Here is a 25,452-nt window from a genome sequence, read left to right on the forward strand (position 1 = left end):
CACAAGGCGATTCGGCCGCGACCGAGTCAACCGGTCGCACCGATGGGCTGTCTGTCGCACCGGTGAGCGCGCACCCGATCGCCACCCCGGAGGCGGTGCCGGCCCCCTTTCCCGCCCAGGTGGCCGCCCGGCACGCGGGCGCCGTCCCGCATCAGTGGGGCGTCGATCTGCCCGGCATCACCAGCGGCTTCCCCGCGGGCGGCAAGCGGTTCGCGCTCACGTTCGACGCGTGCGGCGGTCCCGGCAACAGTGACCTCGACCAGACCCTGATCGACCTGCTGATCGCCGAACAGATCCCGGCCACCCTGTTCCTCAACAAACGCTGGGTCGACGCCGATCCGGCTCGGGTCCAGCGGCTGGCGGCGAATCCGCTGTTCGAACTGGCCAATCACGGTGGCGCGCACAAGCCGCTCTCGGTGTCGGGCCGGTCCGCCTACAAGGTTGCGGGCACCGCCTCCGCCGAGGAGGCCGCGTACGAGGTCTGGGACAACCACCAGCGGATCATCGAGCTCACCGGCCGCGCGCCGCGATTCTTTCGCGCGGGCACCGCGCACTACGACGAGGTGGCGGTCGCGATCGTGAACGAATTGGGCGAGACCCCACTGGGTTTCACCGTCAATGCCGACTTCGGGGCAACCGCGTCGGCGGCACAGGTGCAGCGGGCGATGAACGCGGCCACTCCCGGCGGTATCGCGCTCGCGCATCTGCACCGTCCCCGATCGGGGACCGCGGCCGGAATGGCCGCGGCGCTACCGGCCCTGCGCGCAGCGGGTTTCACGTTCGTCCACTTGTAGCGGACGCCGCCCGCGCAGCGTCGCGCGGCCGGCGCGTTCAGCGCGTCAACGCCGCGAAATCGATCGCGACAGAGGCCCCTCGGTCGACGGTGAAGAACGCCGCCTCCAAACGCGTTCCGAGTTCGATCTGGCCGACCGCCGCGAGCGGCACCGGCTGAATCAACCGCACCCGCCACGGCAACGGCTCGTCCCAGGCCCGCATCTCGAGATCGAGCCGGAGCACCGGATCGTCGCGTCCGGTGTAATCCGCCGCGATGGGCGCCACCGCGAGCACGATCGCCTCCGCTCGCCGCCCGTTGGCCAGAATCTTGGCCGCGGCCTTGCGCCCCGACTCCGGCGCCTCTGGCACGAACAGCACCACTCGCTCCCGGTCCCCCGGGTCCACCCGGCAGCCGACCACGTCGCCGGTCTGCATCCACTCCAGGTCCTGGCTACGCACCCGCTGCCGGACCCGCGCGTCGTAGGCCAGCTCCCCCGGCACCGACACCCGCACGCTGAACCGATAGCCACCCTCCCCCCGGCGCGTCCGTATCGACAGCACGCTCGCCATCGCGGGCAGCCCCCTGATCAGTAGTTCCCGCCGCGCTCCCTCGGTCAGCAACCCCGGCCGCCGGCCGAAAGCCCACACACACCGGTCGAGCAGGGTCCGACCCGAGTCGGCCACAACGAGGCTCATGGCAGAAGGGTAATGCGAACGCCCTTCGCACAAGGGCAAATTCCTCGCACTCACCGCATCCACGCGGTCAGCCGAGGGCGGCGATCCCGGCGAGAACGAAGTCGATTCCGGCGAGGAATTGTTCGCGATCGTCGTGCTCGCGCAGCTGCTCGGCGATCTGATGGGCGAACGGGAATTCCGCCGGGTCGTGCTGTGTCCAGCGGGCGGCGACGGACCGGAGGAACGCCGAGCGGTCGCCCTCGTGCACCTCGAGTCGAGCGTTCGCCGCGTTCTGCCCGGCAACGCCGAGGATGTAGTTCACCAGCGCCGACGCGGCAGTGAACAGCGACGGCTCGGGGACGCCGAGTATCCGCAACTGCGCGCCGACGCGCTCGTAGATCTGCACCATCGCCAGCTGCCACGGCTCCTGGACGAGCTGGGCGCCCACCCACGGATGGGCGTCGATCGCGTCGAACATCCCGAGCGCGACGGCACGGATCGCGGTAAAGGGCTCCGCGCTGTCGTCCGAGCTCGCCAGGACACGGGCGATGACGCCGCCGGACGCGGCGGCGAGCAGATCGCTCTTGTTCTCGACATGCCAGTAGATCGCCCCGCTGCCGGTCTCCAGACGCGAAGCCAGTGCACGGAACGTGAGCGCGCGCTCGCCACCGGCGTCGAGGATCTCGATCGCGGCGTCCACGATCCGCTGCTTCGACAGCGCGTCGCTGCGTCGGGTGGCCCGTGGGGGACGTGTCGCCATGCACACCATCTTGACACTTCTGGAACATCGTTCCAAACTAGGCCGATGGAACGCCGTTCCAGAATAGGAAAGGAAATCGCTATGACGACACCGGTCACGATCATCGGCGCCGGCCTCGGCGGCCTCACGCTCGCCAGAGTCCTCCACGTCCACGGCATCGCCGCGACGGTCTACGAGGCCGAGCCGTCGGCGGGCGCTCGCACCCAGGGCGGCCAGCTCGACATCCACGAACACGACGGCCAATTCGCACTCGCCGCGGCGGGCCTCACCGCCGAGTTCCGCGCGATCATCCACGAGGGCGGCGCGGCCTCCCGGATCCTCGACCGCCACGGGGAGCTGCTCCTCGACGAGCCCGACGACGGCGGCACCGGACGGCCCGAAGTCCTACGCGGCGACCTGCGACGCGTCCTGCTCGACAGCCTGCCCGCGGACACGGTCCAGTGGGGCCGGAAACTGACCGAAGTCGCCGCTCTCGGCGACGGCCACCACGAGCTGACGTTCGCCGACGGTTCGATCGTGCGCACCGAGCTGCTCGTCGGCGCCGACGGCGTCTGGTCCAGGATCCGCCCGCTGCTCTCGACGGCGCGACCCGAATACGCGGGCGCCGTCTTCGTCGAGACCTACCTCTACGACGTGGACAACCGGCACCCGGCGGCGGCAGCGGTGGTCGGCGACGGTGGCATGTTCGCGCTCGCACCGGGCAACGGCATCTCCGCGCACCGCGAGGCGGGCGATGTCATCCACACCTACGCCGAACTCGCCCGCCCCGCCGACTGGCTCGACGGCATCGACTTCACCGACCCCACCGCCGCGCTCGCCCGGGTTGCGGCCGAATTCGACGGATGGGCGCCCGAGCTCACCGCACTGATCACCGACGGCGACACCCCGCCGGTCGCGCGCACGATCAACACGCTCCCCACCGGCCACCGCTGGGACCGTGTGCCCGGCGTGACCCTGCTCGGCGATGCCGCGCACCTGGCGCCACCCGCGGGCGAAGGCGCCAATCTCGCCATGCTCGACGGTGCCGAACTCGCCGCAGCGCTCGCCGCGCACCCCGGCGACCGGGAAGCGGCACTCACCGCCTACGAAGCGGCCCTGTTCCCCCGCAGCGCGAGGGCGGCCTCGGACGCGCACCGCATCCTCGACCTGTGCATCGGCGACAGCGCGCCGTTCGGGCTGGTCGACTTCATGACCGGCGTGTCCTGAGGATCCCCCGGCGAACACGAGTGGGCCGTCTCACAGCCGGTTCCCGACCCCGCCCCCGTGCGCGTACGAGCTTCGGCCGACCACTAAACTCGCCCCCATGACCAGTGCGTTCCCGACCATTCCCGCCGACCTCAAGCCCGCCGACGGACGGTTCGGCTGCGGCCCGTCCAAGGTCCGCCCGGAGCAGCTGCAGTCCCTGGTGACTGTCGGCGCCTCGGTGTTCGGTACCTCGCACCGCCAGAAGCCGGTCAAGGACGTCGTCGCGCGCGTGCGCAACGGCCTGCGCGAGCTGTTCTCCCTGCCCGACGGCTACGAGGTCGTGCTCGGCAACGGCGGCACCACCGCGTTCTGGGATGCCGCCGCCTTCGGCCTGATCCGCGAGCGCTCGCTGCACCTGACCAACGGCGAGTTCTCCTCGAAGTTCGCCTCGGTCGCCAAGGGCAACCCCTTCATCGGCGACCCGATCGTCGTCAAGGCCGAGCCGGGCAGCGCGCCCGAGCCCGTGTCGGACCCGTCGGTCGACCTCATCGGCTGGGCCCACAACGAGACCTCCACCGGCGTGTCCATCCCCGTGTCGCGTCCGGTCGGTTCGGAGAACGCCCTCATCGCCATCGACGCCACCTCGGGCGCGGGCGGTCTGCCGGTGAACATCGCCGACTCCGACGTCTACTACTTCGCCCCGCAGAAGTGCTTCGCCGCCGACGGTGGCCTGTGGATCGCGATCATGAGCCCGGCCGCGCTGGCCCGAGTCGCCGAGATCAAGGAATCGGGTCGCTGGACCCCGGAGTTCCTCTCGCTGCCGATCGCGGTCGACAACTCCTCCAAGGACCAGACCTACAACACCCCGGCGCTGGCCACCCTGCTGCTGTTCGCCGACCAGATCGAGTGGATGAACGCCAACGGCGGCCTCGACTGGACCGTGAAGCGCACCCTGGATTCGTCCTCGCGCCTGTACTCGTGGGCCGAGTCGAGCTCTTTCGCCACCCCGTACGTGTCGAACCCGGCGCACCGCTCGCAGGTCGTGGGCACCATCGACTTCGACGACGCGGTCGACGCGGCCCAGGTGGCCAAGATCCTGCGCGCCAACGGCATCGTCGATACCGAGCCCTACCGCAAGCTGGGCCGTAACCAGCTGCGCGTCGGCATGTTCCCGGCGATCGACCCGGAAGATGTTTCGCAGCTGACCCGTTCGATCGACTGGGTCGTCGGTCAGCTCTGAGATAAGACCGCGATAGGGCCGGTGCCCGGTGAACCCATTCGGTTCGCCGCGCACCGGCCCTTCTTGTTCGGACTGCACACATTCGCAATATTCGCCGAGTTTCGACAGATCTCGGTATCGATATTTGATGTTGATCTATCACCAAAACCCCTGCACACAAGCTGAATTCGGGTGGTGAGCCGCTCAGATTAGCCCCCTGGGCACGGCTGGTGCGCGATTTAAGTCGTGCGTGTCTGCTGCGGCGGCCAAGTAATGTGCACTACTGTCTAGGAAAGTGGGCGGTGTCGTAGCCGACGCGATAGGGAGGTAACGGTGCGTGAACTTCGAGTGATCGGGGTGACGCCCGACTCCACGCACATCGTGTGCAGCGACACCGAGTCCGGTACCAAGTTCCGGTTGCCCGCCGACGACAAGCTCCGCGCGGCGGCGCGCGGCGACCTCGCACGATTCGGCCAGATCGAGATCGAAACGGAGGCGACTATGCGTCCTCGCGATATCCAGGCCCGTATTCGCGCTGGAGCGTCCGTCGAGCAGGTCACGGCAGAGTCCGGCATGCCGGAATCCAAAGTCGAACGATTCGCCTACCCCGTCTTGCTCGAGCGTGCGCGCGCCGCCGAATTGGCGCAGAAGGCGCACCCGGTGCGTCCCGACGGCCCCTCGGTGGAAACGCTGCACGAGATCGTCACGGCAGCCTTCGCCGAGCGCGGCCACACCATCGAACAGGCCGAGTGGGATGCCTGGAAAGACGAGAAGGGTTTCTGGGTCGCCCAATTGCAGTGGCGCCACGGTCACTCCGAGATCGCCGCGCACTGGCGCTACCAGCCCGACGCGCACGGCGGCTCGGTGTCGCCGCTCGACGACCCGGCCAACGACCTGATCGATCCCGACTTCGGCCGCGCGCTGCGTGGGCTGGCGACGATCCTGCCCACGCCGGTTCCGGCCGCCTCGCCGGTGCTCGAACCGCCGACCCCGGTGGAGCCGCGTCCGCGCGAGCAGATCGCCGCGCCCGCGGCGCGTCCGCAGAGCCGGCCTGCGCCGAACGTGGACGAGTACTACGAGCAGCGTCAGGTCGCCGCAGGCGGTGGCACGGCGGCGATTCCGGCCGCACCCATCCCCGCGGCACCGATCCCCGCCGCGCCCAAGCCCGCCGCCCCGAAGCCCGCTGTTCCCGCCACGCCGAGCCAGCCCGCGGCGCAAGCGGACAAGCCCGCCGAGGAACCGGTAGCCGAGAAGCCCGCACCGAAGCCCGCGCGCACCAAGCGCGGCAAGGCGCCCATGCCGTCCTGGGAAGACGTTCTGCTGGGCGTCCGCAGCTCCGGCAACTGAAAGCATGCGGACGCTCACGGGCCCGATTGCCATATCTCGCAAGAACATGGGTAACTCGCCGGGAACGAACTGACGTACCACGTCCGCCAACCGTCAGCCGCCGACGCCATCGAGCCACCCACCTGAGTCTGGCTTGAATACACGGAGAGGCGGGACAGCGAGGCGGGACAGGGAGGCGGGACAGTGGCTTCTACGCTCTGGTATGTCGATACGCCTGATCCGGTGGCGGTGCTGACCGGAACTATCGAGTCCGATCCTGTCGCGGCGGCGGCGTTGGCCGGGCAGTTGTACGGCGACCACGACGTTCGGCCGCACATGGTCGGGACGCTCGCCGGATGCGCCGCACCGGATCGGGACGAGGTCTATATCGGGTGCTATCCCGGATTGACCGTGGTGTGTACGGCCGAGGCCGCGCTGGTCCATCCGACGAAGCTGCCCGATCTGCTGGTGCGCCCGCTCGCTTCCGAGCACACCTACCTGGTGTCCTACGACACGACACTGCACTGGGGCGCGTTCGCGCATTGGGAACGTGGCGAATTCCGGCGGTCGTTCAGTTCCACGCGGGTGGACATTCTCGAGAACGAAGGACTCCCGATGGTGTGGGAGCGCACCTTCTGGGCGGGAGAGCATCCGGTGCCGTGGCGGGGTTCGGACCATCCCGAACCCCAGTCGCTGCCGTTCGATCCACCGGATTTCGCCGACGCCGCCAATGACGAATGGCTCGGTTTCCGCTACCTGACCCCGGCCGCTTCCGGCCGACTCACCCCCGGCGACCTGCCGGTCTGCGGTTTCACGCTGTATCCGAAAGGCCAGGCACCGGAGCAGAAGCGCGTGCCGGTCGGTCGTCCCGGGGCGGCGACGCGGCGCAAGCGCGGGCTCTTCGGGTGGTTGCGCGGTGCCGATCGGGTGCTGTGAGCGTCAGCTGAGCTGGTACACGATCACGGCGATCCAGCCGAGCACCACCGCCGCGGCCGCACCGGCCAGCACCCACCGCACCACCGGCGTGAACCGCCACCGCCACGCGGTCGGCGCCACCCCGATCGCCGCCACCACGTTCACCCCGATCGCCAGCAGCGGATTGACCGCGGCCAGCGCGCAGCCGAAGGCGTAGACCGCGACCCCGCCGAGCAGCGCGACCAGCACGACCACGGTGCAGCCGGCCGCCCATGGCACCGAATCCGCTTGCGCCCGATACGGTCCCTCACATTCCTTGCTCATGACGTGCGCACTCGTTCGTAGAACGCCATCGCCGCCGCGGTCGCGACGTTGAGCGAATCGGTTCCGGGTGACATCGGGATGCGCGCGCGAACATCGGTGGCGCGCATGGCTTCTTCGGTCAGGCCGGGCCCTTCGGCGCCGAGCAGCAGCGCCACCTTCTCCCCCGTCATCGCCGTCGCCAGATTCACCGCCGCGGGGTTCGGCGTCAACGCGATGATCTGGAAACCCTTGTCCCGCACGAGGTCCAGGCTCGCCGGCCACTGCGGCAGTTGCGCGAAGGGCACCCGGAGCACATGCCCCATCGACACCCGTACCGCCCGCCGATAGAGCGGATCGGCGCACCGGTCGCCGAACAGCACCGCGTCCGCGCCGAGCCCGGCGGCGTTGCGAAACATCGAACCCAGGTTCTCGTGGTCGTTGACGCCCTCCAGGACCGCCACCGTGCGGGCGCCGTCGAGCACCTCGTCGACGGTGAGCTCCACCGGACGCGGCGCCACGGCGAGTACGCCGCGATTGAGATGGAAGCCGACCACCTCGGCCATCACCTCCGCGCTCGCGCGGTAGTACGGCAGATCGTGATCGGCCAGATCGCCTTCGAGGGTCTCGAAGCGCTTCCCGACGCCGAGCAGGGCGCTGGGCGCGAAACGCGAGTCGAGCATCCGCTGCACGACCACTACGCCCTCGGCGATGACCAGGCCTTTGCGGCCCGGCAGATCCGGCCTGCGGTCGGCATTGGACAGGTCACGGAAGTCGTCGACGCGCGGGTCGGTGGGGTCGTCGATATCGATCACTTCGGCCACCGGCTAATCCTGGCATGCTGGAAGCATGAAGATTGTCCAGTTGATCTTGAACGTGCTCTGGGTGGTGCTGTGCGGGTTCTGGATGGCGCTGGGGTACCTGCTCGCGGCACTGATCTGTTTCATCCTGATCGTCACCATCCCGTTCGGGATCGCCTCGCTACGCCTGGCCGGGTACGTGCTGTGGCCGTTCGGCCGCACCGTCGTCGACAAACCCGGTGCGGGCGCGGGCTCGCTGATCGGCAACGTGATCTGGTTCGTCTTCGCGGGCTGGTGGCTGGCGCTGGGCCATGTGTTCACCAGCATCGCGCTGGCGGTGACGATCATCGGTCTGCCGTTCGCCTGGGCGAATCTCAAGCTGGTGCCGCTGTCGCTGTTCCCGCTCGGCCATGACGTGGTCTCGGCCGACGCGGCGCGGCAATCGAGCTGATCACTCCGATTCGGCGACGATCTGGTTCATGATGCCGACGGCTTCCCCGAGCACCGCGATCTGCTCGGGGCGCAGTCCGGCGAGCTGACCGGTCATCCACACTTCGCGGGCATTGGTCTCGTCGGCGATCAGCGCGCGACCGGCGGGCGAGAGCGAGACGATGATCTGCCTGCCGTCGGTCGGATGCGGGCGGCGCTGGACCAGGGCGAGGTCGGCGAGCGAGGCGATGACACGGGTCATCGACGGTGGTTGCACGCGTTCTTTGCCTGCCAGCGCGCCGGGCGTCATCGCGCCATCGCGAGCCAGCGTCGCCAGAGCCGACAGCTGAGTAAGCGAGATCTGCGCATCGGAACGGCGTCCGCGCAGGTGTCTCGTGAGCCGCACGACGGCCAGTGAAAGGTCACCGGCCAGGGCACGGACGTCCGATGGCATTGTCACAGTGCAGAACTCTACGGTAAATCCGGCTGTGCTGACGGGTTTCACACGGCTACTGTTTGGGTATGGACGCCGGACCTGTCAGTCCCGAGATACCGCAACTGCCCCGATTCCTGGTCGATCCACGCCCCGTGGTGCTGGGTGGCTTCGTCCTGTGGGTCATCGCGACCGCGGTCGTGTGGATGAACGCGAGCTGGGCCGATGCCCGCCCGGTGTGCCTGATGGGGCTCGTGGTGGGCGTGCTGGGGTCGTCGATCTTCCTGTTGCAGCGGCGTTCCGCGCGGCGCGGTGACAAGGGCGCCCAGGTGGGCCTCGACACCGACTAACTCACCGCGAATTCGTCGCTGGTCCCGATAACCGGGCGAAGCGTGCCGTCGGCGCCCAGTGCGTCGGCGTAGTGCACGAATCGGTGCAAGCCGGGTTCGGCCGTCGCGGGGATATCCCAGGTGAAGCGGGCGATCGAGACCGAGGCGCCCGCTGTGCGCCAGTGGAAGCGGACGTCCCATTCACCTTCGTTGGCCACCCGATCCCAGCCCGTCGCGGTCTTTCGCTGCACGTGCAGGAAGGTGTCACCGCGACGCGGATTGTGTTTGGGATGGGCCGAGACGAACTCGACAGCCGCCTGTTCGCCGCGTCGACAGGCTGCCGGCTGGATCAGGACGTCACCGAAACCACGGCCGGGCGGGGTCGCGTCGGGCCCTGGCGCGGCGGCGAAGTTCGGTTGCAGCGCGGAGACATCGCGCGGCGCCGGACCGCGCCCGACCGGCTGACCCGCGGCGAACGCCGCAGCCAGTCTGGTGAATTCCTGCACATACCCGCACAGCGTGTAGCGGCCGAACAGCGTCGAAGCGCCTTCGTACTGCTGCGAGTCGTATTCCTCGGGGGTGGTGACGTATTCGTGGTAGCTGTTCGAATAGCCCTGTAGCAGTACCTGTTCCAGCTCGACGCCGAGTGCCGCCGCCACCGCGCGGCGCACGCGCAGCCCGGCGACGATCGTGAATTCCGCGCCCGCGGCGGCCAGATACAGGTCACCGATGCGAATCAGCTGGATCGGCACCACATTCGGGACCCACGGTACGGGCGGCATCAGCCCGAGCGGGGCGAAGATCGCCTTGGGCGCCTGGGCGTCGGCGAGCCAGGCGGGGTGCGGGTGGTCGATGCCGCCGAGGAAGTCGACCATCGGATTGCGCACGCCTTCGGGGATCGGGCCGCCGGGCAGGCCGGGACCGTCCTCGACGCTGCCCGCCGCCAGCGAGACGCCCGCCGCGGCCGGGGAGGTGCGTCGCGGGGCGCCGTCGGGGGTGAAGCGGCCGTCGATCGTGAGCGCGGCGAGATCGATGTAGCAGAGCATCGAGGCGACCTCGGCCTGCTGTACGGCGGCCTGCGCCGCCGCCTCTTTCGCCGCGTGATGCTGGCGTTCGCCCAGGATCCTGGTGTTGTCGAACTCGTCGGTGGTCGGTCCGTTGCCGGGCGTGAGGCCGAGATTGGGCGACATGTCACCGGCATTGGTCTGCGCGAACGCGGCGAGGAAGCCGGCACCGTCGAGGTGGCGGACGCCGTGCTCGAGGTGCTCGGCGGCGTAGCTCGCGTAGCCCTTGTTGTCGGAGCTGATCAGGCGGTTCGCGTTGGTCATCGAGGTGTTGTGGGTGGCGAACCAGGTGAGCGCGCCGACCTGACGACCTTGTCTGGCGAACACCAACGTGGTCACCGCGGGGTCGATCGCGTCGGGGAAGACCGCGCGATCGGCGGCCGGATTGCGGTCGAAGGCCATGCGCGAGCGGTTGACACTGGCGTCGTGGAGTTCTGCGCGCCCCAGGCTGATGGCGCCCGGGGCGAAGTCCGCGTCGGCCGCCACGATCGCCTCGACGATTCCGTCGACCTCGGCGTCGAAGACCTGCTGCTGAAATCCCAGCGTCGCCAGCGTGTAGGCGTAGTCGTGCGCGGAACCGCCACAACTGGCGTGGGTGTGCGTGGAGGTGAGAACGACATTCCGCTCGGAATACCGGTCACCGAAACGGCGGGCGAGCGCGAGCAGCACCGCGCCGTGCACCGAGGCGAACACCGCGCCGTTCTCCACCGCGACGAACGCGATCCGAAATCCGCGCGCGCCGATGACGAACGCACGCGCGCGTGGGCGCAGATGAATTCCCGCGGTTGTCTGTTCGAGTTGGGAGTAGCCCATCATGCCGCATTCCGCGGCCGGGCCCGTGAGATCGGCGCTACCGAGCCCGAATTCGAATCCCTCGGGATTCGCGTGGGCGACCGGCATTCCCCTCTTCGAGATGACGGGCAGTGCCGTGGCACCCAGTGCCGAGACAGTGAGCATAGTGCGGCGGGACAGGGACATCGGGCGACTCCTTCGCAACTTCCATTTCGGAGACAACCACATCAACTGGTCAAATGTCCAGGATTTTCTGGCGGACCGGCGAATTGACTGTTCGTGGCGTGAGCGCTTAACTCGCACAGTGTCCTCCCGATTGAGCGTCGAAGAACGACGAGCCCACCTGATCGAGGCAGCGATCGGTCTCGCCGAGAAAAAGGGCGTGGCGGGCGTGACCACGCGCGATGTCGCCCAAGCGGCAGGCGTCTCGCTAGGTGTGGTGCATTACTGTTTCGAAAACAAGGACGCGCTGATGACCGAGCTGGTCAAAGCGCTCTCGATGGAATTGCGCGATTCCGTCGATGCCGATGAAACGGTATGGGAAGACGCAGGAACAGGAAAAGAAGCACTTCAGAAATTGGTGCGCCGCGGTTTGGAACTGATGTGGCGCAACATCGAAGCCACTCCCGAACGGCAGTTGCTGACCTACGAGACCACCACCTACGCGCTGCGCGAGGGCGAATCGACGCCGGCCAAGCTGGCGATCGCCCGCGAGCAGTACGGGTTCAACGACAGCACCGTCGCCGATGTGATCAACCATTGCAGCGAGGCGACCGAGACGCGATGGAACACCCCGGTGGCGACGCTGAGCCGGTTCATCCTCAATGTGATCGACGGGATCGTGCTGCGGTGGCTGGTCGATGACGACAGCGAGTCCGTGCAGGTTCAGCTCGATCTGCTCGCCGAGATGGTCGCCACGCACGCGGAATAGATCAGCCGCGCGGCGCCTGTACGTGGGTCACGTCGCCCTCGCACCACCACGGGACGTGGACAGTGCCCGAGATCGCCCCGCGCAGATGCACTTCGAGGGTTTCGTGCAGCACCAGCTCGCCGGTGACATCCTGCGGCGACCACAGTTGACGCAGCACCACACCCAAAGGCTCCGCGGCCCAGGTGCTTCGGCGACCGGTGCCGAGCACCTCGGCACTGACCTCCGCCGAGACCAGCGGAAGGTCGAGCAAGGAGGCCAACGCGTCCGCGTGTGCCGTGTCGCCGACCACGAGGCGTTCCGGCGGGACAACGAGACCGAAGCAGGGCTGGTCGAGAACCATGGCGGTCCTCGCGTCGACGACGTCGCCGGACAGTGCGCGGATCTGCTCGGGCAGATCCAGTTCGCGCGGATCGAGGACGCCGGACGCGACCGCGGCGGCCAGACGGGCATTGGTTCGGGCGATCACCTCGGGGGCAGGGGATTTCGACGGATCGGCCAGCGCGTCGAGGAGTTCCTCGGCCAGCGCGGCGGACATGATGTCCGGGCGCACGAGAACGGGGCGCAGCGCATCGAGATCGGGGCCTTCGATGCCGACAGCCGCGAATACCGGTAGAAGTCCGTCGAATTCGTCGTCGTCGGGGTGGTGGAGCCGGCCCAACGGAATGCCGTCGATCTGGGCGTGGCGGTGCAACCACCAGGCGGTGTAGCCGTCGCGATCGGCCAGCAGGGCACGGGTGCGCGGCTCGGACAGCAAGTGGCGCAGCGCTTGCGGCCAGCGGTCTTCGTCGACCAGGTCGAGATCGCGGACCGCGACGAGCTCGCGGGGGTCTTCGGAAAGGCTGTCCCACCAGGACTGTTCGGCGTCTAGGTCGTGATCGGGGCCGACCGGTTCCGGATCGGTGAGCACCGCGAAACCCCAGCCGACACCGATCGCACGCAAGGCCTGCTCGCCGTACTCGGCGACGGCAGCGTCGGCGACGGTGCCGAAGGGGGCGTCGGATGCCAGGACCTCGGCGAGCGGGGCGCCGGGCAGCAGCAGTTCGTCGGCGGGGCTCAGCTCGCCTGTTTCGTCGGGCAATTCGAGCAGGCCGAGCCAGTCGGGCAGCGAGCCGTGGGAGGCGAAGGGCGCCAGCTGGAGCACCGCGGCGACCGTGTCCGGGTCGGCCGGATCCTGCTCGAGCAGATCGCGCAGGGCCGGATCGGTGAGCAGGTCATCCGAACTCGCGCTGCGGGCCCCCAGCCGACCGAGCAGCGGGTGCGTGGCGTCCGGGTGCACCAGGCGCGCCCAGTGCACCGGCACGGCCACCGTGAGCTGATCATCGAGCACCACGGTCCGCGGACCGGTGACCAGCCGCCCGTCGGTCAGCGGCACGGCCAGCGCGCCGAATTCCTCGGCGGTCCTGGTATCGACGACGAACGGTTCCAGAGCGGCGTAGAACCGCCGCCACCACCGTGGTTCACGTTCCAGTCCGCTCGTCCGCTCGGCCACCGCGGCCGGTCCGAGCCGATGGACATCGAGCACCGCCAACTTGTCCTGACCGGCACGGCCGGACAGCTCCGGAATCACCAGCGGTCCGGTGATCTCGGCGAGGATCGCGGCCAATTCCGGTGTGAGATCGGGAAATACGCTCGCGCGGGTCGGTGTGCTGCACGGCGCGTCCGCTGCGACCGGTTCGTAGGTGGGCTCTTCCGGGGCGAAAGGATCGCTGTGCGGTGCGGATTCGCCCGAGGCGAGAGGGGATCCATCGCCGCCGGTCGCTTCGGCATCGTCGGATGCGAAGAGAGCCGCCAGATCCGGCAGGTCATCCGAAGCCGACGCGCCGCGCCCTGATCGCGTCGTGATGCCATAGCCGGATGTGCCTGGTTCGTCCGACGCGAAGAGATCCCCGAGGTCGGGAGCGCTGTTCTGCCCGGCATCGTCGGTTCCGAAGTGTCCTGGCGGGTGGAGATTCTCAGATGAAGTCGGCGAGCCGGGCTCCGGGAACTCCGACGGATCGGCTGTGGCCTGCTCGCGCGTGGCGCACACCGGGAGCCAAGGGTTGGTACGAAGCTCGGCGATCACGGCTTCGCGGAGGATCGCGTCCGCTTCGCTGCGGGCGAAGCCGGGCGTGGGGACCAGGACGAGACGGTCCCGGGGCGGCAGCGCGCGGGCGAAATCCGCGTATCCGGAGGCCAATTCGGTGATGCGGGCGCCGGGAAGGAGGCGGCGGCGGTCGGGCTGCATCGGGATATCGGCGACCAGGATCGCGGGGAGAGAGAGTTCCTCGTCGGATCGAGTCGGGGCGCGCAGGACATCCGGGGCAGTCGCGACGGGGCGACCGTGACGGAGTGGGAGTAGCCAGCGGGCTCGGGGAGAGCGGTACTGCCACCACACTCGGCGCGCGCCGGACGGGAGGGTGATCGTCAGCTGGGAGAGGGTGCCGGGGCGGTCGGCGTGGGACACGTTGGCGTCGAGCTCGCGTGGGGCGTCACGTCCGTCGGCTGCGGCTGCGGCGTCCGCGGCCGTGGCTGTGGCGGTCGCGTCGACGGCAGCGTCAGCGGCGGAGGCGGAGGCGGAGGCGTCTGCGGCCGCGGCTGTGGCGTCGACGGCAGCGGCAGCGGCGTCTGCGGCCGCGGCTGTGGCAGCGGCGTCTGCGGCCGCGGCTGTGGCAGCGGCGTCTGCGGCCGCGGCTGTGGCGGTCGCATCGACGGCAGCGTCAACGGCGGCGGCGTCTGTGGAGGCGGCGGCAGTAGCGTCGGTTGCCTGGGCGGCGTTGGAACGAATAGCGTCAGCAGGTTGGGCGTTGGTGGCGAGAATAGTTACCGCGCTGGTGAATTCGTCCGTGTCGATACGGATGCGCTGTAGGGCCGGTAGTTCCAGGAGGAGGTCGGGGGCCTCGGCTCGCATGGCGTCGAGGAGGATCGCGGGGTCGATGTCGTCGCGCAGGTGTACGACGATCTCGGTGTCGGTGCCCGCGAGTGGGGTGGTCGGCACCGGCCAGGCCAGGCGCAGGACCGGGGGCGCGATTGTCGTCAGGTTGTCGGGGATGCCGATGCCCGTGTCGTGCAAGGCGTTCAGCGTGGCGACGCGGGAGAAGCGCAGGGATCCGGTCGTCGAGCGGACCTCGATCTCGTCGCCCACGGACCGCACTGCGGTGAAGCCGACACCGAAGCGACCGACCTGGGCGGCACCCGCCTTTCCGGAGGCACGCAGTGCCGTCAGCGCGTGCACACCGGAAACACTCAGCGGCGCACCGGTGTTCGCGACGTGCAGCCGCCCGTCCAGCACCCGCACGATCAGCTCACCCGCGACACCGGCCTTCGCCGCGGCGTCGGCCGCGTTCTGCGCGAGCTCGGTGAGCAGCCGATCCCGGTAGCCCGCGGCCACCAGATCCGCCTCGCTGGCACTGTCCTCGCGTAACCGCGTCGGCGAATCCCGCCACGCGGCAAGTACTCCGGCCCGCAGCTCCGCGGTACCGAACGGGTCACCCGCTCCGTTCAGCGCGACACCGACGATCCGTGCTCGCTCAGATCAGCCGACTCCGCCGCTTCACCGGATCCCGCATCGCCCGACACCGCGGCCTCGCCTTCAGCGGAAGCCTCCGCATCCGACACAGCAGCCTCACCCTCGACGGAAGCCTCCGCGCCCGACACAGCAGCCTCACCCTCGACGGAAGCCTCCGCGCCCGACACAGCAGCCTCACCCTCGACGGAAGCCTCCGCGCCCGACACAGTCTCGGCGGCAGGTGCAGCCTCCGCGACCGCGTCGGCAGCAGTCGCTACCTCGTCCGATGCGCCCGAAGAGCTCTCGGCATCCGAAGCGGCCGAGGTCTCAGCGGTGGCTGATTCGTCGCCGACGGCGAGTTCTGCCTCGACGGCGGGTTCGGCCGAAACAGTCTCGGCGGGAACCCTGGTGTCCGAGGCGATTTCGGCGGTGACGACCTCATCGGCCGACTCCGGCAGGGCGCCTTCGGTGAGCGCGTGACGCTCGGCGTCCGCGGCGGCGACAGCTTCGGCCTCGGCGGTTTCCTGTCGGTCGCCTGCCCGCTCCGCCGCGGCTTCGCCGACCTCGGTCAACGAGTCCGCGGAACTCGGCTCGGTCTCGGTGTCCGAGGTCGGCGAGACGGCGGCGACCGTTTCGGCCGCTACCTCCACGACCTCGATCGCCGGGTCGGCGGAAGTCTCGGCGACAACCTCCACGACCACCGTCGCGGGGTCGGCGCCGGCAGGCTCGGCCTCGACCTGGTCGACCACTGTGGCCGACACTTCGGCCGTCGCCTGGGACGCGGTCTCCGACGCGGAGTCTTCACCGGTCGCCGGGGCCGCAGCCGCTGATGCCGAGTCAGAGCCGGTCGCCGGGGCCGCAGCCGCTGATGCCGGGGCGTCGGCAGACGTCTCGGCTGCGGCCTCTGTTGCCGAGTCCGCGGCAGCGGTCTGGGATGTGGCCTTGTCGATCGCGTCCTCGACAGCCGGGCGGACGATCTCGACGAAATCCACCGCGTGGTCGTCGAATGCCTCGTACAGCGGGGATCCGTTGCCGCTGGGTGCCACTACGTCGGAGTGGGCGCCGCAGCCGTATTCGATGTGGACGACGTGGCCGTCGGCACCCATCGCATTGCCGCAGACGCCGAAGGACTCGCGCAGGGCGCCGGCCAGCGGCAGGTAGAAGCCGCACATGCCGCAGGTGCCGGGGGCGGCCTTGGCCATCTCGGTGTCGGGGCCGAACTCGGTGAACCAGCGCTGGGCGGCGTCGGCGCGGCCTTCGAGGCTGAGCACCTGAACGCGGCCGAGGCCCACCTCGCGGGCCACCTCGTCGATCACCGGATCGCCGGTGGCGACGTAGCCGGGAACGAGACGGGGGTCGTCGGCGGGGGCGGCGAGCAGGTCGCCGGGGCCGAGGTCGCCGGGGCGGACCCGCTGTTCCCACGGGACGAAGTCGGGGGCGATCAGGGCGTCGAGGGCAGGCAGCAACGCCGACTCGCTCACCGTCGCGTGGTCGGCGCCGGGGGGCGCGGCGACCACGACGGCCCACTGCCAGCCGCGGTAGCCGGGCAGGGTCGCCTCGAACCGGTGGGTGGCCGCGGTGTCGTCCTCGGCGCTCACCCCCAGATGGACTCCTACCCCGTCGGGTTCCAACGCGACGAGCGCACGACGTGCGACCTCGGCCGCGTCGGCCAGAACGGGACGCACGCCGGACTCCGAAACAGATACTGCGCTCACGGCATACATTTTGCCGTATGAAGTGCAATCGCAGTTCGTTGGCCGTCGCAGTGCTGGTCAGTGTGCTCGGCGCGGGGGCTTGTAGCGGTCCAGAGGAGCCCGGACCGACGCGGTTACGAGTCGAAGTGATCGGCTCGTCACCGCACGATCCGCAGGCCTTCACCCAGGGTCTGGAAGTGGTCGACGGCCTCCGTTACGAGAGCACCGGAATGTGGGGCGTGTCGACCGCGCGGGCCGCCGACCAGCGCACGGGCGCCGAAACAGCGCGCGTCGACCTGCCTGGTCGCGTGTTCGGCGAGGGCATGACCAGGGCGGGCGCGATCGTGTGGCAGTTGACCTGGCAGGACGGTTTCGCCATCGCCCGCGACCCGGTCACCCTGGCCGAGACCGGTCGCGCCGACTATCAGGGTGAGGGCTGGGGATTGTGCGCACAGCCACAGCGGCTGGTGATGAGCGACGGCACCGGCACACTCACCTTCCGCGACCCGGTGACCTTCGCGCAGACCGGTTCGGTGACGCTGTCCGGCTACCGCGATCCGAAGCCGAACGAATTGGACTGCGCGGAAGACGGCACGGTCTACGCGAACAACTACCCGACGGACGAGATTCTGCACATCGATCCCGAGACCGGCCGGATTCTCGCCGTCATCGAGGCGGGCGGACTGCTCACCCCCGCCGAACGGGCGGGCGCCGATGTGCTCAACGGCATCGCTCACCTGCCCGGCACCGATCGGTTCCTGCTGACCGGCAAGTACTGGCCGCGCATGTTCGAAGTGCGTTTCGTCGGGAAATAACCCGGGTGTGGCCGACATTGCCGCGGCGCGAGTGAACACGCGCCGCCCGAGTGCGACAGAATTGGACTTGTGACTACGCCCCGCGATCCATCCGGTCCTGACCGTGGTCGCCGGGACGGTACTGCCGCCGACCCACACCCCGGCTACGGGCAGTACCCGCCGCGCGCACCGCGCAAGGTCTTCCCCCGGCCCGAACGGCCGCTGCCCGCCGAGCCGCCGACGGTCCGGTCGAAAAGCCTGTTCCGACGCCACCGCCCCGTCGACCCGGCCGCCCCGACCACGCCCGTGCCGAACGCGGCGCCCGCCGGACGCACGCCGGACGACTACCCGAAGCGGCGTCCGCCCTTCGACGATCGGGGCCGACCGGCCGCACCACGCGCCGAGCAACCGCACGACGGGCCGCCGGTCGACGATCGGGGCCGACCCCCCGCACCCCGCGACGAGCAAGGGCGCTCCGACCACCCCGGGGACGACACCGGCCCGGCGGGTACCCGTCCCTTTCCTCGCGACGAAGGCGTCGACGACCAGGTCAACCAGCGCGTCCCCCGGAAACTCACCGTCACCCGCGTAGCCGCCATGCGCAGCCGCGAACTCACCGAACGCGGCATCGCCACCTTCCAGCGCGCCGCCAAGGCCGACGGCGCCGACCAGTCCGGCCTGACCGCGCTCACCTACGCCACCATGGCGAACTTCGCGCTCGACGCCGCGATCGCGGTCGCCCTGGCCAACACCCTGTTCTTCGCCAGCGCCACCGCCGAATCCAAAACCAAGGTGGCCCTGTACCTGCTGATCACCATCGCGCCGTTCGCGCTGATCGCGCCGCTGATCGGCCCGCTGCTCGACCGGCTGCAACGCGGACGCAGGCTCGCGCTGGCGACAACCTTCGGCCTGCGCGCGGGCTTCGCGCTGCTGTTGATCTTCAACATCGACACCTGGGGCCTGTATCCGCTGGCCCTGTGCATGATGGTCGGCTCGAAATCCTTCGCCGTGCTCAAGAGCGCGGTGACGCCACGCGTGCTCCCACCGGATATCGACCTGGTGCGTACCAATTCCCGGCTGACCGTGTTCGGCCTGGTCGGCGGCACCATCGGCGCGGGCGCCCTGGCCGCGCTCACCGCCCTGATCGCGGGTTCCACCGGCGCGTTGATCTTCGCCACCGGCATCGCCGTCGCGGGGGTGTTCCTCAGCTTGCGTATTCCGCGTTGGGTCGAGGTGACCGAGGGCGAGGTCCCCGCGACGCTGACCTACCACGGCCCCGACGCGCACACCGAGGTCATCCACCGCGGCGAGCAGTCCGCGGTACCGCCGCGCAAACGGCGTCAGCCGCTGGGCCGCGCCGTGGTGACCGGCCTGTGGGGCAACAGCTCGATTCGCGTGCTCACCGGCTTCCTCACCTTCTACATCGCCTTCGTCGCCAAGGGATCGGGCGGCAGTCCCAGCGAACAGGCGGCGATGCTCGGCCTGGTCGGCGCCGCGGCGGCCATCGGCAACTTCGGCGGCAACGCGACCGGCGCCCGGCTGCAATTGGGCAGGCCGTCGCCGGTGGTGCTCGGCTGCACCGGCGCGTGCGCGGTGGTCGCGCTGTTCGCCGCGTTCACCGGGAATCTGTTCGGCGCCGCCGTAGCCGCACTGGTGGCCTCCGCGGCCAGCGCGCTCGCGAAGGTCTCCCTCGATGCCGCCATCCAGGACGATCTCCCGCCGGAATCGATCGCGTCCGGGTTCGGCCGCTCGGAGACCGTGCTGCAACTGAGCTGGGTCGTCGGCGGGGCGGCCGGCGTGCTGATGCCGATCGAATACTGGAAGGGTTTCGCCTTGATCAGCGTGATCCTGCTGGCCGGACTGCTCCAGACGTTCGTCAGCTATACCGGGCACTCGCTGCTGCCGGGTCTGGGCGGCAATCGCCCCCAGCACGTCGAGCAGGAAGTGCCCAACACCCATCCGAGAGGGACAGGAGACCCCACCTGGTGAGCAAGCTCAACGCTCGAACGATCGTCGCGCTGGTCGCGGCCGGACTGTTCGCGGTCGTCGCGGTGACCGCGGTGTGGGTGGGGGTGGCGGTATCGAAGGCGCCCGCGCACACCCCGCAGCTCACCGCGTACGCGCACGGCACGACCATCACTGTCGACCCGTTCATGTACTGCACGGTGCGGATGGAGAATTGCCGGTACGGCGAGACCACGCCGCTGGAGGTCCCCGCCGGTGAACCCGTACAGCTCTCGCTGCCCGACGCGGTCGCCGAATCGCCCTGGCTCATCCAGCTGATCTACCAGCGCCCCAGCGGCGAGCAGCTGGACCGGGTGCTCAGCTTCGCCGACTACCCGGACCGCGCCAGGGCACTCACCATCGAGTCGAAGCCGGAACCGGACCTGCGCCTGATCGGCATCGAAGTGCAGCTGCCGATCCTGGCCCGTGACATCGCCACCGGGCAGGAAAGCTATATCCCGCACGCCGCCTGGTCGATCGTCACTCCCGAGCCCGAACCTCGCGAGTCCTGAGCCCGAAACGGAACCGGCCCCGAACGACATTCGTTCGGGGCCGGTTCCGCGAAACCGTCAGTGGTCGAGTTCGCGAGCCACGGCCCGCACGACCTCGGAAATACGCTGGGACATCTTGCGATCCGGGTACTTGCCCCGCCGCAGATCCGGCTGCACGGTGCTCTCCAGCAGCGTGATCATGTCCTCGACCAGGCCGTGCAGTTCGTCGGGCGACTTGCGGGGCCCGGCGTCCTTGCGTGCGGGCGCCTGCCCACGGTCACGATCGCGGGCGACGGTCGGCGGCGCCTCGAGCACCGTCACGCTGAGCGCCTGCGGCCCACGGCGACCGGCGGCCATGCCGAATTCGACACGCTGTCCGGGCTTGAGTCCCTCGACGCCCTCGGGCAGCGCGGACGAGCGGACATAGACGTCCTCGCCCTCGTCTTGAGACAGGAAGCCGAAGCCCTTCTCGACGTCGTACCACTTCACCCGGCCGGTCGGCACTGCGCTCACCCGTTCATCATTCGGCACCCGAACCCTTGTGGCCCGGGTTACACAATCTTGCTTGTCGCGAAAAGAACGCGCCCCCCAACAAGGCGGGACGCGATGTGCTGCGAGTCTACCCCGGTGGCTATATCGCGAGCACATCAGTTTTACGGTTCATCGGTGACGAATTCACCAGATCCGGCCTCGCCCGGTCCGCGACGCTCCGGCGATCGCCTGCTGCACGTGGCCCTCGTCCTGTTCGGTACCGGAATTCTGGCGGTGATCGCGATCTTCGTGACGCCGATCGTGTCCGACAGCGATCCGGGGCTGTGGCTCTACGGCCTGGCGATGCTCGCACCCGTCGGCTTCCTGCTCGCGCTGGTTTTCGCGTTGTGGTCGGGCCGACGCGCGCGTTGACGCGTCAACCGAATACCCCACCGAATATCATCCAGCCAAACATGTGACCTTCGTCACATAACGGCACGGTCACGAAGTGAGCGCACAGCTGTCGCGCACATTCGGCACCGCGACTACCTGCGCGGACACATCAGGGATCACCCTGAGACGACCCCGAGACCCACCGGGACCCGCCGGTTACCAAATAGTGACATTCGCCGCTGACCGTCGTACCGTTTCTCTCAGCCGGGGTAACCCCCGGAACCACCGGCCCGCCGCACCGAACCTCACCCCGCGGGTACCGGACCCCGATTGGAAACAAGGGATGAGGGCGGACCGGGAGACCTCTCAGTCCGGGCCACATGCAGGTGCGAACGAGAGGAAGAAACCCGATATGAGTGGACGCCACCGCAAGCCGACTTCCACCGGGCGCACTGCTGCCAAGGTCGCCGTCACCGGCGCGATCTTCGGCACCGCAGCCGCTGCCCTCGCAGGAAACGCCAGCGCGGCCCCTGACTCCGACTGGGATCGCCTCGCACAGTGTGAAGCCGGCGGCAACTGGGGTATCAACACCGGCAACGGTTTCCAGGGTGGGCTGCAGTTCTCGCCCTCCACCTGGACCGCACACGGCGGTGGCGACTACGCCGCCTCCGCCAACCAGGCCACCCGCGAACAGCAGATCGTGGTCGCCGAAAAGGTTCTCGCTTCCCAGGGTTGGGGCGCTTGGCCCTCCTGCTCCTCGCAGCTGGGTCTGAGCAGCGGACCGTCCGAGCGTGTCGCTCCCTCGGCGCCGAGCTGGGCTCCGCAGGTCACCGTGCCGCAGGTCCAGGATCCGAGCCAGGAAGTGTTCTCGGCCGTCGACCGCGCACTCACCGTCGTGCAGCAGCAGGGCATCGCCGTGCCGCAGCAGGCTCTCGACTTCGTCAACTCCGCCAAGGGTTCTCAGCTGGACCCGGCCGTGATCGACTTCTTCCAGGCGAACAAGGGTCTGCTGCCCTCCTGATCGCCCGCATACACAACAAGAGCCCGCATCCTCGAGGATGCGGGCTCTTGTCTTTCTCGTCCGAATTACACCCGGTTGATGGTGGTCTGGGGGTGTACGTACGGCAGCGTCGCGGCCGGGACGGGAAACTCGGTGTCCTCACCGAAAGGCGAGAGATTACCGGCGCGGGTCGACGACAGTTCGGTCACGGCGTGCTCGCCGTCGGCCACCTCGGGCCAGCCGTTGTCGACGTAGGGTTTCTTCGATTTGTTCACCACCGGCTCATTCTGGCATACCCAACCACGTAGGCTCGATCGGTGATCGCGACAGACTCTCTCGCCGATTGGCTCGGTGCGCGCACCGATGCCCAGCTGGTGAAATTGCTGCAGTTGCGGCCCGACCTGGCGGTCCCGCTGCCCGCGTCGATGTCGGTGCTCGCCGTGCGCGCTCAGCAGCGCGCATCGGTGTTGCGTGCCGCCGACGATCTGGACACCCTCGAGTTCGCGATCATCGAGGCGCTGACGGCCAACGAGGACGCCCGCACGATCGGCGCCGAACTCACGCCGCTGACTCGCACCACCCTGCACGCGCAGCTCAAGGATCGCGTCACCAAGACCGCGCTCACCGCCGCGCTGACCCGCCTGCTCGACCGCGCCCTCGTATGGCAGATCGGCGACGACCTCGACCTCACACCCAGCGCCGCCGAAGCCCTGCCCTGGCCGCTGGGCGCGACGACAGCGCTGCCCGACGCGCTCACCGAGCCCGAGGTAGCGGCCGCGCTGGCTACCGCGAGCCCGCCCGAACGCGCGCTGCTGGACAAACTCGCCACCACCGGCCCCCGCGGTCGCACCAGGGACGCCGCACCCGGCACCGATCCCGACCGGCCCGTGCCTCGCCTGCTCACCGCCCGGCTGCTGCACCGGATCGACGACGAGACCGTGGAGTTGCCCGTCACCGTGGGCCAGATTCTGCGCGGCGAACCCGTCACCGACCCGCACGCGCTCGCCCCACCCAAACCCACCCTCGTCAAGAACGCCGCCACCGAGGTGAACGCAGTCGGCGCGGGTGAGGTCGGCGAACTGCTGCGCGACGCGGGCGACCTGATCGACGCGCTCGGCGCGCTGCCCGCCCCCGCCCTGCGCGCGGGCGGACTCGGCGTGCGCGAACTGCGCAGGCTGGCCAAGCAGACCGGCATCGACGAACAACGCACCGGCCTGCTGCTCGAATTGCTCGCCGCCGCGAAACTCGTCGAGAAGGGCCTGCCCGAACCGACCCCCGACCTCGACTCCACCGACGACTTCTGGGCCCCGACGCCCGCCGCGGATTCCTGGCTCGACGCCCCGCCCGCGACCCGCTGGGTGACACTCGCACAGGCGTGGCTGGAGCTGGATCGGATGCCGTGGATGATCGGCCTGCGCGACGCCGCCGACAAGCCGATCGCGGCCTTGTCCGCGGAGCTGCGCGTGCCCCATGCGGTGCGCGATCGTGCGGCGATCCTCGGCCTGCTCGCCGAGTATCCGACCGGTACCGCGGTGACTCCCGCCGACATCGGCAAACTGCTGGCTTGGCGAATGCCACGCCGGCGCAGGCATTTCCGCCTCGATGCCGTCACCGCGACCCTCGCCGAGGCGGCAGTCGTCGGCCTGCTCGGCCGTGGCGCCCTCGACTCGGCGGGCCGGGCCCTGCTGCACGGTTCTGTCGCCGACGCCGAATCGGAAATGGCCGCGGCGCTGCCGAAACCGGTCGACCACGTCCTGGTCCAGGCCGACCTCACGGTGATCGCCCCCGGTCCGCTGGTACCGGAACTGCGCGCCAAGATCGCCCTGGTCGCCGATGTCGAATCAGCGGGCGCCGCAACCGTGTACCGGGTCAGCGACGCCACGGTCCGCCGCGCGCTCGACGCCGGCCTCACCGCCGCCGAACTGCACGCGTTGTTCGCCACCCACTCCCGCACCCCCGTGCCGCAGTCGCTGACCTATCTCATCGACGACGTCGCCCGCCGCCACGGCCAGCTCAGGGTGGGCATGGCCCAGTCGTTCCTGCGCAGCGACGATCCGGCGCTGCTGGCCCAGGTCCTCGCCGCGCCCGTGGCCGAAACCCTGGCGCTGCGCGCTATCGCCCCCACTGTGGCGATTGCCCTGGCGCCCCTGGCCGAGATGCTCGACCAGCTTCGCAAGGCGGGCTTCGCCCCCGCGGGCGAGGATTCCGGCGGCACCATCGTGGACCTGCGTCCCCGCGGCGCGCGGATTTCGGTCCGCCCGCTGGCCCGCAGGCCTTACCGCCCGACCCCGCCGAACGACGACCAGCTCGCCCAGCTGGTCACCGAACTCCGCGCGGGCGAACGCGCCGCGGGCGCCCGCACCGGTCGCTCGGTGCGCACCGACGGCACCCGCACCGGCACCGCGGCCACCCTCGCGCTGCTCCAGCTGGCGGCGAGGGTCGGCCGACCGGTGAACATCGGCTACGTGGACGCCCAGGGCGTGGCCACCCAGCGGGTGGTCGAGCCGCTGCGGGTAGGCAACGGCCAACTGGACGCGGTGGACCCGGTGAGCGGGGCGACCCGCCATTTCACCCTCCACCGCATCGCGTCGGTGGCCCTGCTCGATTAGGGCTTGGCCAGGCAGAAGGTCGTCTTCGGGTCGGGAACCGTCCGGAACTGCGTGGCGTCCGCGCCACACAGCAGTTCGTCGGTCTGCCCGTCGATCCGCTTGACCACCTTGAACGAAGCCTCGGCCGCCGTACAGTCGACCGACTCCGCGGGCCGCTTCCCCGCCTCCGCGTAGCAGCTGCCTTCGGCGAAATTCGGCGCCAGGCACAGCGTGCTCTTCGCGTCCCCGACCGTGCCGTTGAACGCGGCGTTGTCGGCGGCGCAGTCCGCCCCGACCTTCACGATCCGGTAGTTCGACTTCGCCGACGAGCAGTCACCGACCGTCGCCTTCATCGCGTCGGCAGCGTTGTCACTGACCTCCACGCACGACCCCACCGCGACAGCACCGGCCGACGACGAATCATCGGAGGAGCACGAAACCACCGCTCCGACCAGGGCCATCGCGGCCACCGGCCCGAGCACGATCCGCGCCAACAGCCGCTTCTCCGGGAAAATCACTGAAAACCTCACTCACCGAACGGTTCAGGGTGAACACAACCGCCGGTGACGATACCCAAGTGCCCCGCGCCCGCGCTCCCCCG

25 protein-coding genes are annotated in these 25,452 nt (G+C 69.5%); 14 read left to right on the forward strand and 11 right to left on the reverse strand.

All coding sequences use genetic code 11. The features are described 5' to 3' along the window. The first annotated feature begins 62 nt into the window (after nucleotides 1-62). A complete protein-coding gene (locus tag ACWFRF_RS12400) occupies nucleotides 63-794 on the forward strand; it encodes a polysaccharide deacetylase family protein (RefSeq protein WP_452449991.1) in 732 nt (243 codons plus the stop codon). A 37-nt stretch (nucleotides 795-831) separates the two neighbouring features. Here ACWFRF_RS12400 and ACWFRF_RS12405 read toward each other — a convergent pair whose 3' ends face one another. Next, a complete protein-coding gene (locus ACWFRF_RS12405; RefSeq protein ID WP_452449993.1) occupies nucleotides 832-1,470 on the reverse strand; it encodes a hypothetical protein in 639 nt (212 codons plus the stop codon). A 67-nt stretch (nucleotides 1,471-1,537) separates the two neighbouring features. Further along, complete coding sequence (locus ACWFRF_RS12410) at nucleotides 1,538-2,209, reverse strand: TetR/AcrR family transcriptional regulator (RefSeq protein ID WP_452449995.1); 672 nt, start codon at nucleotides 2,207-2,209, stop codon at nucleotides 1,538-1,540. Nucleotides 2,210-2,290: 81 nt separating this feature from the next. Between ACWFRF_RS12410 and ACWFRF_RS12415 the strand changes: the two genes are divergently transcribed. From ACWFRF_RS12415 to ACWFRF_RS12430, 4 genes are all read left to right on the forward strand, one after another. Further along, the gene (locus ACWFRF_RS12415; RefSeq protein WP_452449997.1) at nucleotides 2,291-3,415 is read left to right on the forward strand and encodes an FAD-dependent oxidoreductase; all 1,125 of its coding nucleotides are present in this window, start codon (nucleotides 2,291-2,293) and stop codon (nucleotides 3,413-3,415) included. A 97-nt stretch (nucleotides 3,416-3,512) separates the two neighbouring features. Beyond that, the gene (serC, locus tag ACWFRF_RS12420) at nucleotides 3,513-4,634 is read left to right on the forward strand and encodes a phosphoserine transaminase (protein WP_056818606.1); all 1,122 of its coding nucleotides are present in this window, start codon (nucleotides 3,513-3,515) and stop codon (nucleotides 4,632-4,634) included. A gap of 312 nt (nucleotides 4,635-4,946) precedes the next feature. Continuing rightward, nucleotides 4,947-5,960 (forward strand): septation protein SepH, encoded by a 1,014-nt coding sequence (gene sepH / locus ACWFRF_RS12425; protein WP_378990500.1) that lies wholly within the window; start codon nucleotides 4,947-4,949, stop codon nucleotides 5,958-5,960. Between the two features lie 183 nt (nucleotides 5,961-6,143). Continuing rightward, on the forward strand, nucleotides 6,144-6,875 hold the full coding sequence (locus ACWFRF_RS12430) for a DUF6928 family protein (protein WP_378990501.1): 732 nt from the start codon (nucleotides 6,144-6,146) through the stop codon (nucleotides 6,873-6,875). A gap of 3 nt (nucleotides 6,876-6,878) precedes the next feature. Here ACWFRF_RS12430 and ACWFRF_RS12435 read toward each other — a convergent pair whose 3' ends face one another. Together ACWFRF_RS12435 and ACWFRF_RS12440 are read right to left on the reverse strand one after the other, a co-directional pair. Further along, the gene (locus ACWFRF_RS12435) at nucleotides 6,879-7,178 is read right to left on the reverse strand and encodes a DUF2537 domain-containing protein (protein ID WP_378990502.1); all 300 of its coding nucleotides are present in this window, start codon (nucleotides 7,176-7,178) and stop codon (nucleotides 6,879-6,881) included. Beyond that, nucleotides 7,175-7,978, reverse strand: coding sequence for a TrmH family RNA methyltransferase (locus tag ACWFRF_RS12440; protein WP_452450000.1), 804 nt, complete (start codon nucleotides 7,976-7,978; stop codon nucleotides 7,175-7,177). Before ACWFRF_RS12440 ends, ACWFRF_RS12435 begins: the two co-directional genes overlap by 4 nt. 25 nt (nucleotides 7,979-8,003) lie before the next feature. On the opposite strand from ACWFRF_RS12440, the gene ACWFRF_RS12445 reads away from it, so the two are divergent. After that, nucleotides 8,004-8,405: a YccF domain-containing protein gene (locus ACWFRF_RS12445; protein WP_378631982.1), complete on the forward strand. Its 402-nt coding sequence runs from the start codon at nucleotides 8,004-8,006 to the stop codon at nucleotides 8,403-8,405. On the opposite strand, the gene ACWFRF_RS12450 is transcribed toward ACWFRF_RS12445, so the two are convergent. After that, on the reverse strand, nucleotides 8,406-8,837 hold the full coding sequence (locus tag ACWFRF_RS12450; protein ID WP_378990790.1) for a MarR family winged helix-turn-helix transcriptional regulator: 432 nt from the start codon (nucleotides 8,835-8,837) through the stop codon (nucleotides 8,406-8,408). Between the two features lie 68 nt (nucleotides 8,838-8,905). Here ACWFRF_RS12450 and ACWFRF_RS12455 point away from each other — a divergent pair, with 68 nt between their 5' ends. Next, nucleotides 8,906-9,166 (forward strand): DUF2530 domain-containing protein, encoded by a 261-nt coding sequence (locus tag ACWFRF_RS12455; RefSeq protein WP_452450003.1) that lies wholly within the window; start codon nucleotides 8,906-8,908, stop codon nucleotides 9,164-9,166. Here the strand turns inward: ACWFRF_RS12455 and ACWFRF_RS12460 are convergent. Next, nucleotides 9,163-11,187 (reverse strand): neutral/alkaline non-lysosomal ceramidase N-terminal domain-containing protein, encoded by a 2,025-nt coding sequence (locus ACWFRF_RS12460; RefSeq protein ID WP_452450005.1) that lies wholly within the window; start codon nucleotides 11,185-11,187, stop codon nucleotides 9,163-9,165. The genes ACWFRF_RS12455 and ACWFRF_RS12460 overlap by 4 nt on opposite strands. Here ACWFRF_RS12460 and ACWFRF_RS12465 point away from each other — a divergent pair. Then, entirely contained in the window at nucleotides 11,168-11,932 is a 765-nt protein-coding gene (locus ACWFRF_RS12465) for a TetR/AcrR family transcriptional regulator (protein WP_378990507.1), read from the forward strand. The genes ACWFRF_RS12460 and ACWFRF_RS12465 overlap by 20 nt on opposite strands. A 1-nt stretch (nucleotide 11,933) precedes the next feature. Here ACWFRF_RS12465 and ACWFRF_RS12470 read toward each other — a convergent pair whose 3' ends face one another. Beyond that, entirely contained in the window at nucleotides 11,934-15,413 is a 3,480-nt protein-coding gene (locus ACWFRF_RS12470; protein WP_452450234.1) for a sacsin N-terminal ATP-binding-like domain-containing protein, read from the reverse strand. Further along, complete coding sequence (locus ACWFRF_RS12475; RefSeq protein WP_452450007.1) at nucleotides 15,410-17,131, reverse strand: DUF3027 domain-containing protein; 1,722 nt, start codon at nucleotides 17,129-17,131, stop codon at nucleotides 15,410-15,412. The genes ACWFRF_RS12470 and ACWFRF_RS12475 overlap by 4 nt, the downstream gene beginning before the upstream one ends. Before the next feature lie 17 nt (nucleotides 17,132-17,148). Between ACWFRF_RS12475 and ACWFRF_RS12480 the strand changes: the two genes are divergently transcribed. The 3 genes from ACWFRF_RS12480 (at nucleotide 17,149) to ACWFRF_RS12490 (ending at nucleotide 20,420) form a co-directional block, all read left to right on the forward strand. Continuing rightward, nucleotides 17,149-17,925 (forward strand): glutaminyl-peptide cyclotransferase, encoded by a 777-nt coding sequence (locus tag ACWFRF_RS12480; protein WP_452450009.1) that lies wholly within the window; start codon nucleotides 17,149-17,151, stop codon nucleotides 17,923-17,925. 69 nt (nucleotides 17,926-17,994) lie between these two features. Then, nucleotides 17,995-19,893, forward strand: a complete 1,899-nt coding sequence (locus ACWFRF_RS12485; RefSeq protein ID WP_452450010.1) for an MFS transporter — start codon at nucleotides 17,995-17,997, stop codon at nucleotides 19,891-19,893. Continuing rightward, nucleotides 19,890-20,420: a DUF2771 domain-containing protein gene (locus tag ACWFRF_RS12490; RefSeq protein WP_378990510.1), complete on the forward strand. Its 531-nt coding sequence runs from the start codon at nucleotides 19,890-19,892 to the stop codon at nucleotides 20,418-20,420. The genes ACWFRF_RS12485 and ACWFRF_RS12490 overlap by 4 nt, the downstream gene beginning before the upstream one ends. Nucleotides 20,421-20,477: 57 nt before the next feature. Here ACWFRF_RS12490 and ACWFRF_RS12495 read toward each other — a convergent pair whose 3' ends face one another. Further along, nucleotides 20,478-20,903, reverse strand: coding sequence for a cold-shock protein (locus tag ACWFRF_RS12495; protein WP_358071059.1), 426 nt, complete (start codon nucleotides 20,901-20,903; stop codon nucleotides 20,478-20,480). A 162-nt stretch (nucleotides 20,904-21,065) separates the two neighbouring features. On the opposite strand from ACWFRF_RS12495, the gene ACWFRF_RS12500 reads away from it, so the two are divergent. After that, entirely contained in the window at nucleotides 21,066-21,302 is a 237-nt protein-coding gene (locus tag ACWFRF_RS12500) for a hypothetical protein (protein ID WP_378990511.1), read from the forward strand. A 373-nt stretch (nucleotides 21,303-21,675) separates the two neighbouring features. Beyond that, a complete protein-coding gene (locus ACWFRF_RS12505) occupies nucleotides 21,676-22,284 on the forward strand; it encodes a transglycosylase family protein (protein WP_452450012.1) in 609 nt (202 codons plus the stop codon). A gap of 65 nt (nucleotides 22,285-22,349) precedes the next feature. Here ACWFRF_RS12505 and ACWFRF_RS12510 read toward each other — a convergent pair whose 3' ends face one another. Then, complete coding sequence (locus ACWFRF_RS12510; protein ID WP_056818634.1) at nucleotides 22,350-22,541, reverse strand: hypothetical protein; 192 nt, start codon at nucleotides 22,539-22,541, stop codon at nucleotides 22,350-22,352. A 39-nt stretch (nucleotides 22,542-22,580) separates the two neighbouring features. On the opposite strand from ACWFRF_RS12510, the gene ACWFRF_RS12515 reads away from it, so the two are divergent. Then, nucleotides 22,581-24,872: a helicase-associated domain-containing protein gene (locus tag ACWFRF_RS12515; protein WP_452450014.1), complete on the forward strand. Its 2,292-nt coding sequence runs from the start codon at nucleotides 22,581-22,583 to the stop codon at nucleotides 24,870-24,872. Here ACWFRF_RS12515 and ACWFRF_RS12520 read toward each other — a convergent pair. Beyond that, entirely contained in the window at nucleotides 24,869-25,381 is a 513-nt protein-coding gene (locus ACWFRF_RS12520) for an LppU/SCO3897 family protein (protein ID WP_378990514.1), read from the reverse strand. The two genes, ACWFRF_RS12515 and ACWFRF_RS12520, sit on opposite strands and share 4 nt — an antisense overlap. Between the last annotated feature and the right edge of the window lie 71 nt (nucleotides 25,382-25,452).

The organism is Nocardia sp. NPDC055165 (assembly GCF_053606985.1).